This window comes from Yeosuana sp. (assembly GCF_057126245.1).
In genome coordinates this window covers 64,215-79,705 of sequence record NZ_DBNGMQ010000101.1, presented here as the reverse complement: position 1 = coordinate 79,705, position 15,491 = coordinate 64,215, and the positions used below count along the sequence as shown (strand labels likewise).

General features: G+C 33.3%; 13 protein-coding genes and 1 tRNA gene. 9 read left to right on the top strand and 5 right to left on the bottom strand.

Annotated features, from left to right (window positions below; translation table 11 throughout):
* Nucleotides 1-32: 32 nt before the first annotated feature.
* Nucleotides 33-1,298, bottom strand: coding sequence for a glucose-1-phosphate adenylyltransferase (locus AC15TD_RS13730; RefSeq protein ID WP_484452719.1), 1,266 nt, complete (start codon nucleotides 1,296-1,298; stop codon nucleotides 33-35).
* A 113-nt stretch (nucleotides 1,299-1,411) separates the two neighbouring features.
* Nucleotides 1,412-2,614, bottom strand: a complete 1,203-nt coding sequence (gene glgA, locus AC15TD_RS13725) for a glycogen synthase (protein WP_484452718.1) — start codon at nucleotides 2,612-2,614, stop codon at nucleotides 1,412-1,414.
* A gap of 389 nt (nucleotides 2,615-3,003) precedes the next feature.
* On the opposite strand from glgA, the gene AC15TD_RS13720 reads away from it, so the two are divergent.
* Nucleotides 3,004-3,255: a hypothetical protein gene (locus tag AC15TD_RS13720; protein WP_484452717.1), complete on the top strand. Its 252-nt coding sequence runs from the start codon at nucleotides 3,004-3,006 to the stop codon at nucleotides 3,253-3,255.
* Between the two features lie 48 nt (nucleotides 3,256-3,303).
* Here the strand turns inward: AC15TD_RS13720 and lepA are convergent, their stop codons facing one another.
* Nucleotides 3,304-5,100, bottom strand: a complete 1,797-nt coding sequence (lepA, locus tag AC15TD_RS13715) for a translation elongation factor 4 (RefSeq protein WP_484452716.1) — start codon at nucleotides 5,098-5,100, stop codon at nucleotides 3,304-3,306.
* Nucleotides 5,101-5,223: 123 nt separating this feature from the next.
* On the opposite strand from lepA, the gene AC15TD_RS13710 reads away from it, so the two are divergent.
* Genes AC15TD_RS13710 through dusB form a run of 3 tightly spaced genes read left to right on the top strand, consistent with a single transcriptional unit; the run spans nucleotide 5,224 to nucleotide 7,281 of the window.
* On the top strand, nucleotides 5,224-5,601 hold the full coding sequence (locus AC15TD_RS13710) for a DUF4345 domain-containing protein (protein WP_484452715.1): 378 nt from the start codon (nucleotides 5,224-5,226) through the stop codon (nucleotides 5,599-5,601).
* 26 nt (nucleotides 5,602-5,627) lie between these two features.
* Complete coding sequence (locus AC15TD_RS13705) at nucleotides 5,628-6,233, top strand: SOUL family heme-binding protein (protein WP_484452714.1); 606 nt, start codon at nucleotides 5,628-5,630, stop codon at nucleotides 6,231-6,233.
* Nucleotides 6,234-6,285: 52 nt separating this feature from the next.
* Entirely contained in the window at nucleotides 6,286-7,281 is a 996-nt protein-coding gene (gene dusB / locus AC15TD_RS13700) for a tRNA dihydrouridine synthase DusB (protein ID WP_484452713.1), read from the top strand.
* Nucleotides 7,282-7,535: 254 nt separating this feature from the next.
* Here the strand turns inward: dusB and AC15TD_RS13695 are convergent, their stop codons facing one another.
* Together AC15TD_RS13695 and rbfA are read right to left on the bottom strand one after the other, a co-directional pair.
* Nucleotides 7,536-8,741, bottom strand: coding sequence for an ABC transporter permease (locus AC15TD_RS13695; protein ID WP_484452712.1), 1,206 nt, complete (start codon nucleotides 8,739-8,741; stop codon nucleotides 7,536-7,538).
* A 42-nt stretch (nucleotides 8,742-8,783) separates the two neighbouring features.
* Nucleotides 8,784-9,188 (bottom strand): 30S ribosome-binding factor RbfA, encoded by a 405-nt coding sequence (gene rbfA, locus AC15TD_RS13690; RefSeq protein ID WP_484452711.1) that lies wholly within the window; start codon nucleotides 9,186-9,188, stop codon nucleotides 8,784-8,786.
* 100 nt (nucleotides 9,189-9,288) lie between these two features.
* On the opposite strand from rbfA, the gene mce reads away from it, so the two are divergent.
* The 5 genes from mce (at nucleotide 9,289) to AC15TD_RS13665 (ending at nucleotide 15,478) form a co-directional block, all read left to right on the top strand.
* Nucleotides 9,289-9,696 carry a methylmalonyl-CoA epimerase gene (mce, locus tag AC15TD_RS13685; protein WP_484452710.1) on the top strand — a complete coding sequence of 136 codons (408 nt, stop codon included), beginning with the start codon at nucleotides 9,289-9,291 and terminating at the stop codon, nucleotides 9,694-9,696.
* 67 nt (nucleotides 9,697-9,763) lie between these two features.
* Nucleotides 9,764-9,837 (top strand) — tRNA-Ile (locus AC15TD_RS13680).
* Between the two features lie 204 nt (nucleotides 9,838-10,041).
* The gene (locus AC15TD_RS13675) at nucleotides 10,042-12,888 is read left to right on the top strand and encodes a M16 family metallopeptidase (RefSeq protein WP_484452709.1); all 2,847 of its coding nucleotides are present in this window, start codon (nucleotides 10,042-10,044) and stop codon (nucleotides 12,886-12,888) included.
* Between the two features lie 152 nt (nucleotides 12,889-13,040).
* Entirely contained in the window at nucleotides 13,041-13,487 is a 447-nt protein-coding gene (locus AC15TD_RS13670; protein ID WP_484452708.1) for a protein-disulfide reductase DsbD domain-containing protein, read from the top strand.
* Nucleotides 13,488-13,504: 17 nt separating this feature from the next.
* Nucleotides 13,505-15,478 (top strand): protein-disulfide reductase DsbD family protein, encoded by a 1,974-nt coding sequence (locus tag AC15TD_RS13665; protein ID WP_484452738.1) that lies wholly within the window; start codon nucleotides 13,505-13,507, stop codon nucleotides 15,476-15,478.
* Nucleotides 15,479-15,491: the final 13 nt, after the last annotated feature.

Genomic DNA, 15,491 nt, shown 5'->3' with positions numbered 1-15,491 from the left:
TAGAGAGATCAATAAATTTTTTAAACCTTTAATTAGATAACGTATCCAACCGGAATTACGGCTCCTTTTTTAACAACAACAATGCCATCTCGAACCACGAATAAGTCGTTTTCGGTATCTTCAAGGTGTTTGCCTCCGTTGATCCGCACGTCGTCACCAATGCAACAGTTTTTATCTATTATGGCATTTTTAATAAAGCAGCGCTCGCCAATTCCCATGAGGGCTTTTATTTTTTTATTTTCAATATCTTCAAGCGTTTGATAATAATCACTTCCCATCATATAGGTGTTTATAATAGTAGATTCTTTACCTATTCTTGATCGTATACCAATAACAGACTGCTCAATTTTTGCCGCAGCTATAATGCATCCTTCAGCAATAACTGTTTTATCTAAGATAGTGCCTGCAATTTTGGTTGTTGGTAACATTCTGGCTCTTGTATAGATACGTTTTGCTTTGTCGTATAAATCAAATTTTGGAATGTTTTCTGTTAAGCCCAAGTTTGCCTCAAAGAAAGAATCAATATTTCCGATATCGGTCCAATACCCTTCATATTGATAGCTTAAGGTTTTATGTTCGTCAATGGCCTGAGGAATAATTTCTTTACCGAAGTCATTCGTTTCGGGATTTTTCATTAAATCTACAAGCAAATCCCTATTAAAAAGATAAATACCCATAGAGGCTAAATAATGTCGTCCTTGTGAATTCATTTCATCACTAACTTCTGAAGTCCATTCTGGCAACAAGCTTGCGTCTGGTTTTTCAATAAAAGATGTTATTGCATTCTGGTTGTCCGATTTTAGAATTCCAAAAGAGGTGGCATCCTTTCCGTTAACAGGAATAGTCGCTATAGATATTTTTGCATTGTTTTCTTCATGGGCGTGCAGCATTTTTCCATAGTCCATTTGATATAATTGATCTCCTGAGAGAATAAGAAAATAATCAAAATCATGTCTTAAAAAATGATGCATACTTTGTCTTACAGCATCTGCGGTACCTTGAAACCAGGTTTTATTATTTGGTGTTTGTTCTGCCGCTAATACGTCGACAAAGGCTTCACTGAAAAAACTAAAGTGATAGGTGTTTTTAATATGCCTGTTTAAAGAAGCAGAATTAAATTGAGTTAGAACAAACATGCGTTTAATATCTGAATTAATACAATTTGATATAGGAATATCAACAAGTCTGTATTTACCCGCAATTGGAACCGCTGGTTTAGATCGTTGTTCAGTTAATGGATGGAGTCTCGAACCTTGGCCACCACCTAAAATGATAGCTAAAACCTTTTTATTAATCATGTTTGTTAGTTTAAGAATTTATGAATTTCGGTATTTTAATTATTACATTTTTAAAAAGAAAAAATACATTGTTAATTTACAATTAAATTTTTATATAAGCATACCGTTTTTGCTTAGATTAATGACTGATACAAATCTTTAACTTGTTTTGCTATGGCTACCCAATCAAAATGATCTTCCACGCGTTTTCTACCATTTTCAGCCATTTTTTCTCTAAGCGCTTTATTACTAATTAATTTGTTGACACCATTGGCAAGGTCTTGGGCAAACTTATCTGGATTTACAGGCTCAAACGGCGCCGAAGTTTGTTGTTGTAATGTAACTAAAATTCCTGTTTCCCCATCAATCACCACTTCTTTGATACCGCCAACAGCACTTGCAACGACGGCTGTACCGCAGGCCATAGCTTCAATGTTTATAATTCCAAAAGGTTCATAGATTGATGGACAACAAAAAACGTCTGCATGAGAGTATAATTGAATAACCTCTTTTTTATCCAGCATTTTATCAATCCAAATAACGTTCTTTCTGGTTTTTTTTACTTCGGCCACACTATCTTCCATCTCTTTGGCAATATCAGCAGTGTCTGGAGCACCCGCACATAATACAATTTGAGTTTCTGGGTCTATATATTTAATAGCATTCACTAGATGAATAATTCCTTTTTGCCTTGTAATTCTACCTACAAAAAGCACATACGGTTTCGATTTGTTTATACCATAAGCTTTTAATGTCGATGTTTCGTTTGTAACGATATATTCTTGCAGGTTAATCCCATTATAAATAACTTTTATTTTGCTTTCATCGACATTAAAATATTTTAAAACATCATCTTTAGTTTCTTTTGAAACAGCAATAACAGCATCGGCCATTTCAATAGCTGTTTTTTCTACCCATGAAGAGGCATCATAACCCCTACCTAATTGTTCACGTTTCCAAGGTCTTAGAGGTTCTAAAGAATGCGTTGTAATCACCAAAGGAATACCGTAACATAGTTTTGCTATAATACCCGCAAATTGCGCATACCAGGTATGGCAATGAACAATATCTGCACCCGAATCTTCAGCATTCATTTGAATACAAGTACTTAATGTTTGAAATACAGCCTTAAGTTGTGAGTTACTGTTATTAAATACAGGATTTTCATAAGGAAACCCTTTGACGGTTAAGTTTCCGTTTTTTTGGTCTTGGTCACCAAAAGATCTCACATCAACTTCCATAAGTTTTGCTAATTCTCCTGCTAAATATTCAACATGAACACCTGCGCCTCCATAAACATATGGGGGAAATTCTCTAGTATAAAAAAGTACTTTCATTTTTTTGGTTAATAATTTTAAGTGCCAATTAGTTAATTTATTTTCAGAAACTAACAATTTTTTATCTAAGAGGTATGTTATTAATTAATAACATACCCTTTGTAAACCTATAAACTTAAAAATATTATTTCAAAGCAGGGGTATGGGCAGTGCACTATTATTGATAATTTTTTAAAATTTAAAATTTGTTATGAATATTTCAATTAAAATGAAATTTTAAGTATTCTGTTTTTGAGTTTTAAAAAGATTTTTTAATTAATTACGTTTCTGCTCATTATATAATAAATAGTTGATAAAAAAAGCACAAAGAGATAATTTATCTATTTTTAATCATCATATTGCGAACTAAATTTTTTAAAAACCAACTATTTATGAAAAAAAGTGTATGTATGGCTCTAGTTATGGGAGTCTTATTTTTTGTGTCTTGTAGTGATAACAATGATGATAAAATAGCAATAGATGATTGTCGAACATGTAATTTTGAATTTGATGGCCTCAATATTCCTTCTGAAATTTGCGATAATGGAGATGGAACAATAACAATTACCACCTTTGGTGAAGAAGAAATAGAGGATCTTGATGGTATTACATTTGCTGAATTTATTGCTACTTATGAGCAATTTGGCGCTACTTGTGATTAACTACGTAAAGAGAATAAAAACCCATCTAAATTTTTGATGGGTTTTGCTTTAATCATTTAATTTTAAAACGGCCATAAAGGCTTCCTGTGGGATTTCTACATTACCAACTTGACGCATACGTTTTTTTCCTTTTTTCTGCTTTTCAAGTAGTTTACGCTTACGCGAGATATCACCACCATAACATTTTGCAGTTACATCTTTACGAAGTGCTTTTATAGTTTCACGAGATATAATTTTAGCACCAATAGCTGCCTGAATTGGAATATCAAACTGTTGGCGCGGGATAAGTTCTCTTAACTTTTCGCACATCTTTTTACCAATGTTTTGGGCATTGTCAGCATGTATTAAAGCAGAAAGCGCATCAACAGGTTGTGCATTTAATAAGATATCAACGCGAACCAGTTTTGATGTTTTCATACCAATAGGGTGATAGTCAAACGATGCGTATCCTTTAGAGACTGTTTTTAATCGGTCGTAAAAATCAAATACAATTTCAGCTAAAGGCATATCAAAATTAAGCTCTACACGCTCTGGTGTTAAATAAGTTTGATTGGTAATCATGCCCCGTTTTTCAATACAAAGCGACATCACATTCCCTACAAAATCTGCTTTTGTAATAATGGTGGCTTTTATATAAGGTTCTTCCACGCGCTCTAAACCAGAGGGGTCTGGCAAATCACTAGGATTATTAACAATAATTGGATCGTCTGGATACTTTCTTGTATAGGCAAAATAAGATACGTTTGGAACAGTCGTTATTACTGTCATATCAAATTCCCGCTCTAAACGTTCCTGAATAATTTCCATATGTAACATTCCTAAGAATCCACAACGGAAACCAAAGCCTAAAGCTGCAGAACTTTCAGGGGTAAATACCAAAGATGCATCATTAAGTTGTAATTTTTCCATAGAATTACGAAGTTCTTCATAATCTTCAGTATCAACAGGATAAATACCAGCAAATACCATAGGCTTTACATCTTCAAATCCAGCAATAGCATTCGTTGTTGGTGTTTTCGCATCGGTAATGGTATCACCAACTTTTACTTCTTTTGCTTCTTTAATACCCGTAATTAAATACCCAACATCACCTGCTTTTATTTCAGTTCTTGGAAATTGCTTTAACCTTAAGGTTCCAACTTCATCGGCGTTATAGGTTTTCCCAGTGGCAATAAACTTGATTAGCTGATTTTTTTTTATAGAGCCGTTAATCACTCTAAAGTAAGTTTCAACGCCTCTAAACGGATTGTATACAGAATCAAAAATTAAGGCCTGAAGTGGTTCATCAGGATTACCTTTGGGAGCAGGAATACGCTCTATAACAGCCGCTAAAATTTCGTCAACACCAAAACCAGTTTTGCCACTGGCATGAATCACTTCAGAAGGATCACAGCCTAACAATTCAACAATATCATCGGTTACTTCTTCAGGATTAGCACTTGGTAAATCAACTTTATTGAGGATTGGTATAATTTCTAAATCATTTTCTAAAGCCAGATATAAATTAGAAATGGTTTGGGCTTGAATACTTTGAGCTGCGTCTACAATAAGAAGCGCACCTTCACAAGCGGCAATAGAACGTGATACTTCATACGAGAAATCTACGTGACCAGGTGTGTCTATTAAATTTAAAACATACTGTTCACCTTTATAATTGTAATCCATTTGAATCGCGTGCGACTTGATAGTAATACCGCGTTCACGCTCTAAATCCATACTATCTAAAAGCTGATCTTGTTTTTCTCTGTCGGTTACAGAACCTGTAGAATCTAACAAACGGTCTGCAAGCGTACTTTTACCATGATCTATATGCGCAATAATGCAAAAATTTCTAATATTCTTCATAAAACAATCTATACCTAGCTTTAATTTGCAAATATAGATGAATTTTTATTGAATTTAAGAAGCTTTTTATGAGCTGAGAAATCTTCACTACTTTTGATAAAATTGAATAAAACGAAGCCATTAATGAATAGTGATAACTTTATTAAAAAAGTACATTTAATTATTTCATTAATAATCGCAATTCCTGCGTCTTTGATTTATGGTTTTAAACCCTCTTTTCAATTTGATGTTTATTTAAACACCATCGATGAGCTTAATGTATTTAAGGCTATGATGGGTTTGTATTTAGGGTTTTCTTTCTTGTGGGTTTTAGGACTTTTAAAAAGGAACTATTTATTTGCTGCCTTAGTTTCAAATGTCATTTTTATGCTGGGTTTAGGCTTCGGAAGGCTTATTAGTTTCGTGTTAGACGGTATACCTACATTTCCATTGATTTTTGGAACTTTTGGTGAGCTTTTTATCGGGTTCTACGGACTTTGGGTTTTAAAAAGACACAAATAATATTAATATATTTTAAAATTATGAAAATGAAAATCACGTTAATTATACTCAGCATTTTAGTTATAGTCTTTATAATTGTTCAAGTTTATGCCATGAAAAGTCAAAGTGGTATTGAGTATTATCCGTACAAAATAGTAAAAAGCTTTTCTAAATTTGAAATTAGAAACTATGAAGCGACCTTATTTACATCGGTTAAGTTAACAACGAATAGCTATAAAGAAGCCTCCGGCAAAGGCTTTTCAATATTGGCAGGTTATATTTTTGGAGGAAACGAGACTAATGAGAAAATAGCAATGACCTCACCTGTTTCCATGTCTTTAGAAGACTCCATGACCATGACCATGATGTTTATGGTACCAAAAAAATTCAAGAAAGAGAATCTTCCTAAACCTAATCAATCGGATATTGAGTTCAGAGAAGAGCCCTCTAAAACGATGGCGGCCATTACTTTTGGAGGGTGGGCAAATTCTAAAAAAATTGAGGTCTATAAAAATAAATTAAAGGCTGCTTTAGAAGAAGAAGGTATTCCTTATTCTAATAAATTTTACTTTTTTGGATATAATCCACCATTTGAAATTTTAAACAGAAAAAATGAAGTTCTTGTGGAGTTACAAGATGTTTCTAAAAATTAAGAAGTAGTTCTTCTAAGTAAAAAACAGTAATTTTGCGCCAAAATGAAAATCTTTGGTTAAAATAGATAACATAGAATTACTAGACTTCCCCCTGCTTTTAGCGCCTATGGAAGATGTGAGCGATCCACCTTTTCGTGCGTTATGTAAAGAGCAAGGCGCAGATGTTGTTTATACCGAATTTGTATCGAGTGAAGGTTTAATTCGTAATGCCGCCAAAAGCGTTATGAAATTAGATATTTATGAAAAAGAACGTCCTGTTGGTATTCAAATATTTGGAGCCAATTTAGAGAGCATGCTTCAAACCATTGATATTGTTGAAAGATCGAAACCAGACATTATTGATATTAATTTTGGTTGTCCGGTAAAAAAAGTAGTAAGCAAAGGCGCTGGTGCTGGCATTTTAAAAGATGTTTGTTTGATGGAGCAACTCACTTCCGAAATGGTTAAGCGTACCAATATTCCTATTACAGTAAAAACCCGTTTAGGTTGGGATCATGATTCTATAAGAATTGTCGAAGTTGCCGAAAGGCTTCAAGACGTTGGTTGTAAAGCGATTGCCATTCATGGCAGAACCAGAGCACAAATGTATAAAGGTTGTGCCGACTGGAAACCTATTGCTGAGGTTAAAAACAACCCGAGAATGCACATTCCTGTGTTTGGAAATGGTGATGTAGATACGCCCGAAAAAGCTATGGAAATGCGTGATAGTTATGGACTTGATGGGGCTATGATAGGTCGGGCCAGTATTGGAAATCCTTGGTTTTTTAAACAAGTAAAACACTTTTTTAAAACTGGAGAGCATTTAGCGCCAATTTCTTTAGAAGAGCGTGTGGAAGCGGCACGCAGACATTTGCAAATGTCGATTGACTGGAAAGGTGAAATTCTTGGTGTCTTTGAAACCAGAAGACATTACACTAATTACTTTAAAGGGATTCCGCATTTTAAAGAATACCGAACTAAAATGGTAACGAGTGATAAACCTCAGGATGTTTTCGCAGCTTTCGATGAGGTGCTTGATAAGTTTTCAGGTTATCAGTTTACCGAGTAATTTTTTTATAGCAAGTAGGCTTAGGCCTATTGCGCTATCTGCTACTAGTTTTGTAAAGCCATAAATGGAAGCTTTACAAAAGCTATACACTATTATAGCTCTTGCTGGTCCATCCTTTGGGTATTACATTTTAATTAGAGGTTTATATTTATCTGATTGTTATTTCGCAAGAAGGATTTCTCATGCATCCCATTTTGATACCTTTGAAATTGTTAATAAATGCCTATTTGCCATACATGGGCAACTTGCTATAATTAATGTAATCTAACTAATGATTTTGTAATTCTTACAGACGCTACTTTTGAGGCTAAAAAACCTAAAATAGAAATCGTTAAAAACACAATAATAAAATTTTCTGGTTTTATAGTTACGGGATAAGGCAGGGTTGAAGTAATCATAACTAAAGCAAATGTTTTTTGTAACACAATCACAATGAAGCCTATTGCTATTCCAATAATACCACCAAAAAGAGTCATTAAAGTGCCTTGTAAAAAGAAGATACGTCTTATATCTTTTATAGTGGCGCCAAGGTTAAATAACGTGTTTAATGTCTTTTTCTTGTCAAGAATCATCATAATAATGGAGCCAATCACATTAAATAAAGCGATAATCAGTACCAAGGTAAATATTAAATAAACAGCTAAATTTTCAGTGTTTAACATTTTATATAAGGCATCGTTAAGTTGCGTTCTGTTTTTAATAACCACTTTATTACCTAAAACAGATTGAATTTTTTCTTTAACAGCTGATTCATCTGCACCATCTACTAACTTAAATTCAATACCGGTAATCTGATTATTTTTATAGTTTAATAATTGTTTAGCCAAATCTATAGGGGCAAAAATATAGGTATCATTCATTTTTTCGTTAACGTCAAAAACGCCAACATTAATAGCTTTAATAGAGTTAAAGGCATTATTTGTTGATGTAATTTGTCCTTTACCTGGTTTTGGAACATAAATATTAAGCGTCTTACTAAAATCTAAAACACCTAGCGATAGATTATTAGAAATACCCCAGCCAACCACTACTTGACGCGCTCCTTGATTTACCCAACCACCTTGAACAATCACAGAGTCTATACTGGTTACTCTTTGGAAAGATTCATCAACACCTTTAAGCGTTACAATATCATTTTTATCATCAAAAGCAATCACAACCCGCTCTTCAATTATTTTAGAATAAAGTGCTATTTCTTTTAAATTTTTTAACTGTTGGGTTTGGTCTTCTGATAAGACAAAAGATTTACCAATACTTGCTTCTGCTTTTAAATCAGGATCCACAACACTAGAAAATTGAAGGGTAAAATCTTTTAAACCAGAAAAACCAGAGAGCACAATAAATAAAGAAGCAGCCCCTAAAACAACACCTATTGCGGCAACAATGGTTATAATATTTATAGCATTGTTACTGCTTTTTGAGCGTAAATAACGTTGTGCTATATAAAATGAAAAATTCATATGTTTAATATGAGAACAGAAAAAGGTTCTTAAAAAAAGTGATTATGACTTTTTGCGTTTATCTAAAATACTTGGGTCTTTTATAGGGTTTTCATTTCCTTTTAAAGATTTTTCAATTTGATCAATATATTCTAAAGAGTCGTCAATAAAAAACTCTAACCGCGGCATACGGCGTAATTGATGCTTGGTACGTTGCGCAATTTCATGCTTTATTAATGGTGCATTTGATTTTATGCCTTCCAATAGTTCAGCACCTTTATTATTAGGAAAAATACTTAAATACACTTTTGCAACCGATAAGTCAACGGTTACTTTTACTTTTGAAACCGATATAAGGATTCCTTGCATACCACCTTGTGTGGCAGCACTTTGTAACACATCTACTAAATCACGTTTTAATACTGATGCTATTTTTTTTTGTCTTTGACTTTCCTCTATGTTACTCATTTTATTAACATCATTGGTTTGTTGAGCAAAAATACGTGATATTTAAAGATTATCTTACTTTTGATTTACAAAATTTGTATCTTAATTAAACAACAGATTAATGAAAAAAATCGAACACATAGGAATCGCTGTAAAAAGTATAGAATCTTCTAATATGTTGTTTTCTAAACTCTTTGGAGAAAAACATTATAAAATAGAAGCTGTAGAAAGGGAAGGCGTAAAAACCTCTTTTTTTAAGGTAGGAACTAATAAAATTGAATTATTAGAGGCTACAAATCCTGAAAGCCCTATTGCTAAATTTATTGATAAAAAGGGTGAAGGTATTCACCACATAGCGTTTGATGTAGATGATATTGAAGCAGAAGTAAAACGCCTTAAAAAAGAAGGATTTATTATTTTAAACGAAACGCCTAAAAAAGGAGCAGATAATAAATGGGTTGTTTTTTTGCATCCTAAAACTACGAATGGCGTTTTAATTGAGTTGTGTCAAGCAATAGAAGGAGAATAAACGATAATTTTAGAATAAAAAGGCTTGCAGTATAATAAAAATAGTAGTAATATTGCACTCCAATTTGGGTCCTATAACTCAGTTGGTTAGAGTATCTGACTCATAATCAGAAAGTCCCTGGTTCGAGCCCAGGTGGGACCACTTTTAAATCAAAGGTTTACAACATTTAATCGTTGTAAACCTTTTTTTTGTTTTGAAAAGTTTATAAAACTCTTAAATTTTCAGTATTTACTCTTCTTATTTCACTCTATTTCTTTTTTAAGCCATATTAAAACTTTCATAAAGGCAGCTTAAAAAAAATGATAAAACCCTATTTTTGTTTATATAACTATAAAACATAATTACATGAAACGTCTTTTACTGCTTGCATTTACTTTTTGCCTTGCAATCAATTTTAATGGAATTGCCCAACCGTTGGATTTTAACAATCCGTTACCTGTCGACCAGTCCATAAAAAAAGGGGTTTTGCCGAATGGAATGACGTATTATATTAAAAGTACCGATGTCGTAAAGGATGCAGCAAGCTATTATATTATTCAAAATGTTGGTTCTGTATTAGAAAATGAAGATCAGAGAGGTTTAGCTCATTTTTTAGAACATATGGCTTTTAATGGAACCGAAAGTTTTCCGGGTAAAGGAATTTTAAATACGCTACAAAAACATGGAGCCGTTTTTGGTAAAGATATTAATGCGTATACATCTTTTGATGAGACTGTGTATAACTTAAATAATATCCCTACGAAGGATGGTCTAGTTGATACGTGTTTAACGGTTTTAAATGATTGGTCCAATTATTTGTTATTGACAGATGAAGAAATTGACGCCGAACGTGGCGTTATCAAGGAAGAATGGCGCACACGCCAAAATGGGCAAATGCGTTTATTTCAAACGTCATTACCAATCACATTCAATCATTCTAAATATGCTGATAGATTGCCTATAGGATTAATGTCTGTGGTTGAAGGGTTTGAGTATAAAGCCTTAAGAGATTTTTATCATGATTGGTACAGAACAGATTTACAAGCTATCGCCGTTATAGGGGATGTAGATGTTGATGAGGTAGAACAAAAAATTATAGAGAAATTTTCAAAAATCCCTGCGGTTGACAACCCTAGAGAACGTTTTATTGTTGATATTCCAGACAATAAAGAAATGCTATATAGCTTAGGTATGGATCCTGAAGTTTCTACAGCAAATATTAGTTTTGGTATTCGTCATAAAAAATCTTTAGACACTGAAACGGTAGCCGATTTAAAACGATTATTATTAGAATCTATGGTTATTTCAATGCTGTCTGCCAGAATTTCAGAACAAGCCCAAAAACCAGAGGCTGCTTTTTTAGGAGCATATGTTGGTTATGGAGGTATGTCCAGAACATCAAATTCATTAAGTATGAGAATTGCCCCTAAGCCAAACATGCAAAAAGAGGCGTTCTCTCAAGTCTTGACAGAATTAGCAAGAGCTGTAAAGTTTGGTTATATTCAGTCTGAAATTGACAGAACGGTTGCACAATTAAAAAGCTCTTATGAAAACCAAATAGCCAAAAGGAACGATGTCAGCCATGGAAGAATTGTTCGTTCAATTCAAACTAATTATTTGGAGAATTCAACTATTTCGGATATAGAAAAGGAGTACGACATCGCTAAGCAACTTTTTGATGATATTACAAACGAGGAGCTTAATCAAACCATAAAAAGATTATATACACAAGAGAACAGATTTTTAAACGTTACAGGCGTAGAAGAACAAGATAATTTAACTGAAGAACAAGCCAAGCAAATTATTATGGCTGTTGAAAATAATCCTGCACTGGAGCCATATTCTGAAGACTTAAAAGGAAAAACATTAGTGTCAGATATTACGATAATTGATGGAACAATTTCAAAAGCTGAAACAAATTCAGATTTAGGATCTACAACCTTTGTTTTAAGTAACGGTATAAAAGTTCATTATAAATATGTTGATAAAGAAAAGGATAAAGTGTCTTTAAATGGGTTTAGTTATGGAGGGACATCGCTTCTAAGTGATGATTATTTGCCGTCTGCCAGCCTATTGGGTAATTTAATACAAATGTCTGGATTAGGAGATTTTTCATCTACCGATTTAAAAAAGATTTTAGCAGGTAAAACCGCTAATGTTAGAATTGGTTTAGGTGAAATTAACGAGAATATATATGGGTCTTCAAACACCAAGGATGTTGAAACGATGTTACAAATGCTACATGTGTATTTTGTAAAACCACGTTTTGATGAGGAAGCTTATAAAGTTTTAGGCAGCAACATAGACAATTACATTATAAGAAGAAGTAAAGATATTGGAGAAAAAATGAGAGATAGTCTTACGGTCGCTTTATATGGAAAAAACAATCCTAAGGAACCTATCTTTAATGAAGATTTTGCGTCTAAAGTTTCTTTTGACAAAATAAAAACCATTTATAAAGAACGTTTTGGCGATGCATCCGATTTTGAATTTTTTATTGTTGGGGATGTCAGTGAAGACCAATTAAAACCATTATTAGAAACTTATGTGGCAAGTATACCGACAAAAATGACGAAAGAATCATTTATAGATAATGGTGCTGAATGGGTTTCAGATAATATCGATGAAGATATTTATTTAACTATGGAAGATCCTAAGGCGAGAATTAATATTGCATACAAAAAGGAAATGCCATATTCTATTAAAAATGCGATTTACACAGATGCTTTAGGAGATGTTCTACAATTACGGATTACAGAAACCGTTAGAGAGTCTGAGGGCGGTGCTTACAGCCCAAGAGCTTATGCAACGTTTTCTAGAGAACCAAAATCTCAAGCGTATGTTTCAGTAAGTTTTGATTGTAATCCAGATTTAGCAGAGAAATTAGTTGATATAGTTCAAAACGAACTACAAAAAGTGGCTAACGGCGATATTAACGAAGACGATTTAAATAAAACGAAGACCAATTTTATTAAAGAACGTCAACAATCAAAAGATAAAAATGGGTACGATATGCAATTGCTCACTGCTTTTTTTAGATATGGTTATAATATGAACGATTCTAAAAATTTTGAGGATATTGTAAATAATATGACAAATAAAGAGCTTCAAACCTTAGCAAAAGAAGTGATGTATGGAGGCGAATCCTATGAAATTGTGTTTAAACCAAATAATAACAATAAAATTTTAACTAAAGAACCAATCAAGCAATAGGTGGTATTAAGTAAAATATTAATCCAGATAGAGGTATAACTTTTTTGAATAATATTTTTAATAGAAGTTGTTCTAATATATACCTAAGCTATTATAAAAATTGTCTTTAATGATGCACTAAAGTATTATTTTTGATGCATAATGAATAAATCATGAAAAAAGTAACCTTAATAATTGCCTTTTTTACTATTTGGTTTGGACAATCTCAAATCTTAGAACCTGTAAAGTGGTCTACATCGATTCAAAAAATCAGCGATACAGAATTTGAACTAATTGCCACGGCAACGATTGAAACCAATTGGCATTTGTATTCACAAGAGGTGCCTGATGGAGGGCCAATACCAACAAGTTTTACATTTGAAGGCAATGCAAACTATCTTAAAAAAGGAAATACAACAGAGGAGGTGGGACATGTGGTTAATGATCCTGTTTTTGAAATGAAAATTAAGTATTTTGATAAAAAAGCATCATTTAAACAACGTATAAGGCTAAAAACACAAAAGGCTTTTAAAATAAATGCCACAGTAGAATTTATGGTTTGTGATGATAGCAGATGCTTACCACCTACAGAAGTAAATTTGATATTTAACGTACAATAAAACCTTAAAGTATGATGATTAGAAAATTTCTAATTTTAGTAACTATATTATCCTTTTCAATAGGACAAGCCCAGATTTTTAATCCCGTTAAATGGTCGACCTCTGTAGAAAAAATATCAGATGCAGAATATAAACTAATTTCAAAAGCCTCTATTGAAGAAGGCTGGCACTTATATTCGCAGGGTGTACCAGAGGATGGCCCTATTCCAACAACATTTACTTACGATGATAGTAATGAGAATTTTAAAATTATTGGAAATACCAAAGAGAGTGAAGGCCATACCGTTCAAGATGCTGTTTTTGAAATGGAAATCACTTATTTTGAGAAGGAAGCTATTTTTGAACAAACCATCGAAATTTTAAAAGACACCGCAACACTTCATGGGTTTGTAGAATTTATGGCATGCAATGACACCAATTGTACACCACCAACCGAAGTCGATTTAGTATTTAATATTTCAGATAAGCCTGAAGTCAACCATGCAGTTGACAATATTAATGAACAAAACACGAGTAGTAATACCCAAATTAATAGACCTTCAAAAGAGCCTAAAAAGGGACTTTGGGGCATATTCTTTATTGCCTTTTTATCAGGTTTTGCGGCCCTATTAACACCATGTGTATTTCCTATGATTCCTATGACGGTGAGCTTTTTTACAAAGCAAAGCAAGAATAAGGCAGCAGGTATTAAAAATGCAATTATATATGGTATTTGTATTATTGTTATTTATGTACTATTAGGAACGGCAGTCACCGGTATTTTTGGAGCCGATGCTTTAAATGCGCTAGCCACCAATGTATGGTTTAATATTATTTTCTTTTTATTATTAGTGATTTTTGCAATATCCTTTTTAGGAGCTTTTGAAATTATGTTACCAAATAGTTGGGCTAACAAAGTCGATTCTCAAGCCGATAGAGGCGGATTGATAGGCATCTTCTTTATGGCATTGGCACTAGCGATTGTGTCGTTTTCATGCACAGGACCCATTGTAGGAACATTATTAGTCGAAGCAGCATCCAAAGGTGGTTTAGCACCCATAATCGGTATGCTAGGATTTTCATTAGCCATTGCGTTACCTTTTGCTTTATTTGCAGCCTTCCCTGGGTGGTTAAACTCATTACCAAAATCAGGTGGCTGGTTAAATACCGTTAAAGTAGTCCTAGGGTTTTTAGAATTGGCACTAGCTTTTAAATTCTTATCACAAGCCGATTTAGTACTACAAGCGCATTTATTAGAACGCGAAGTGTTTTTAGCCATTTGGATTGCTATTTTCGGAACCTTGGCTTTCTATCTTTTTGGAAAAATTCAATTACCACATGATTCACCCTTAACGCACATTTCTATAGGACGATTAAGTTTAGGTTTAGTTGTTCTCTCGTTTACTATTTATATGATTCCAGGTTTATGGGGAGCCCCATTAAATTTAATAAGCGCGTTTCCACCACCACAAGATTATAGTGAGTCACCCTATGGTGTTGGTTTTACAAAACTTGGAAGTGCCGCTATGGGTAATACTCATAGCGAATTACCAGACGGCGCTCACCTGCTAGCACCTCACGATATTTTAGCCTTTAACGATTACGATAAGGGATTAGCATATGCAAAAGAAGTAGGTAAACCGGTAATGATTGATTTTACAGGTTGGGCTTGTGTGAATTGTAGAAAAATGGAGCAGAATGTATGGCCAAAACCAAGAATATTAGACATTCTAAAAAACAAAGTGGTCCTTATTTCATTATATGTAGATGACAAAAGGAAACTGGAAGACCATGAAATTATGGAATCCCAGTTAAAACCAGGAAAACAATTAAAATATATTGGTCAAAAATGGAGTGAAATGCAGACCATTAAATACAAAGCTAACTCACAGCCGTTTTATGTATTAATGGACCATAATGAAGACAACCTTTTAGAGCCTATTGCCTATACTCCCGATGTTGAGGATTATTATAATTGGTTAAAAAAAGGCCTTTCTAAGTTTAATAATTAGAACGATTAATAGT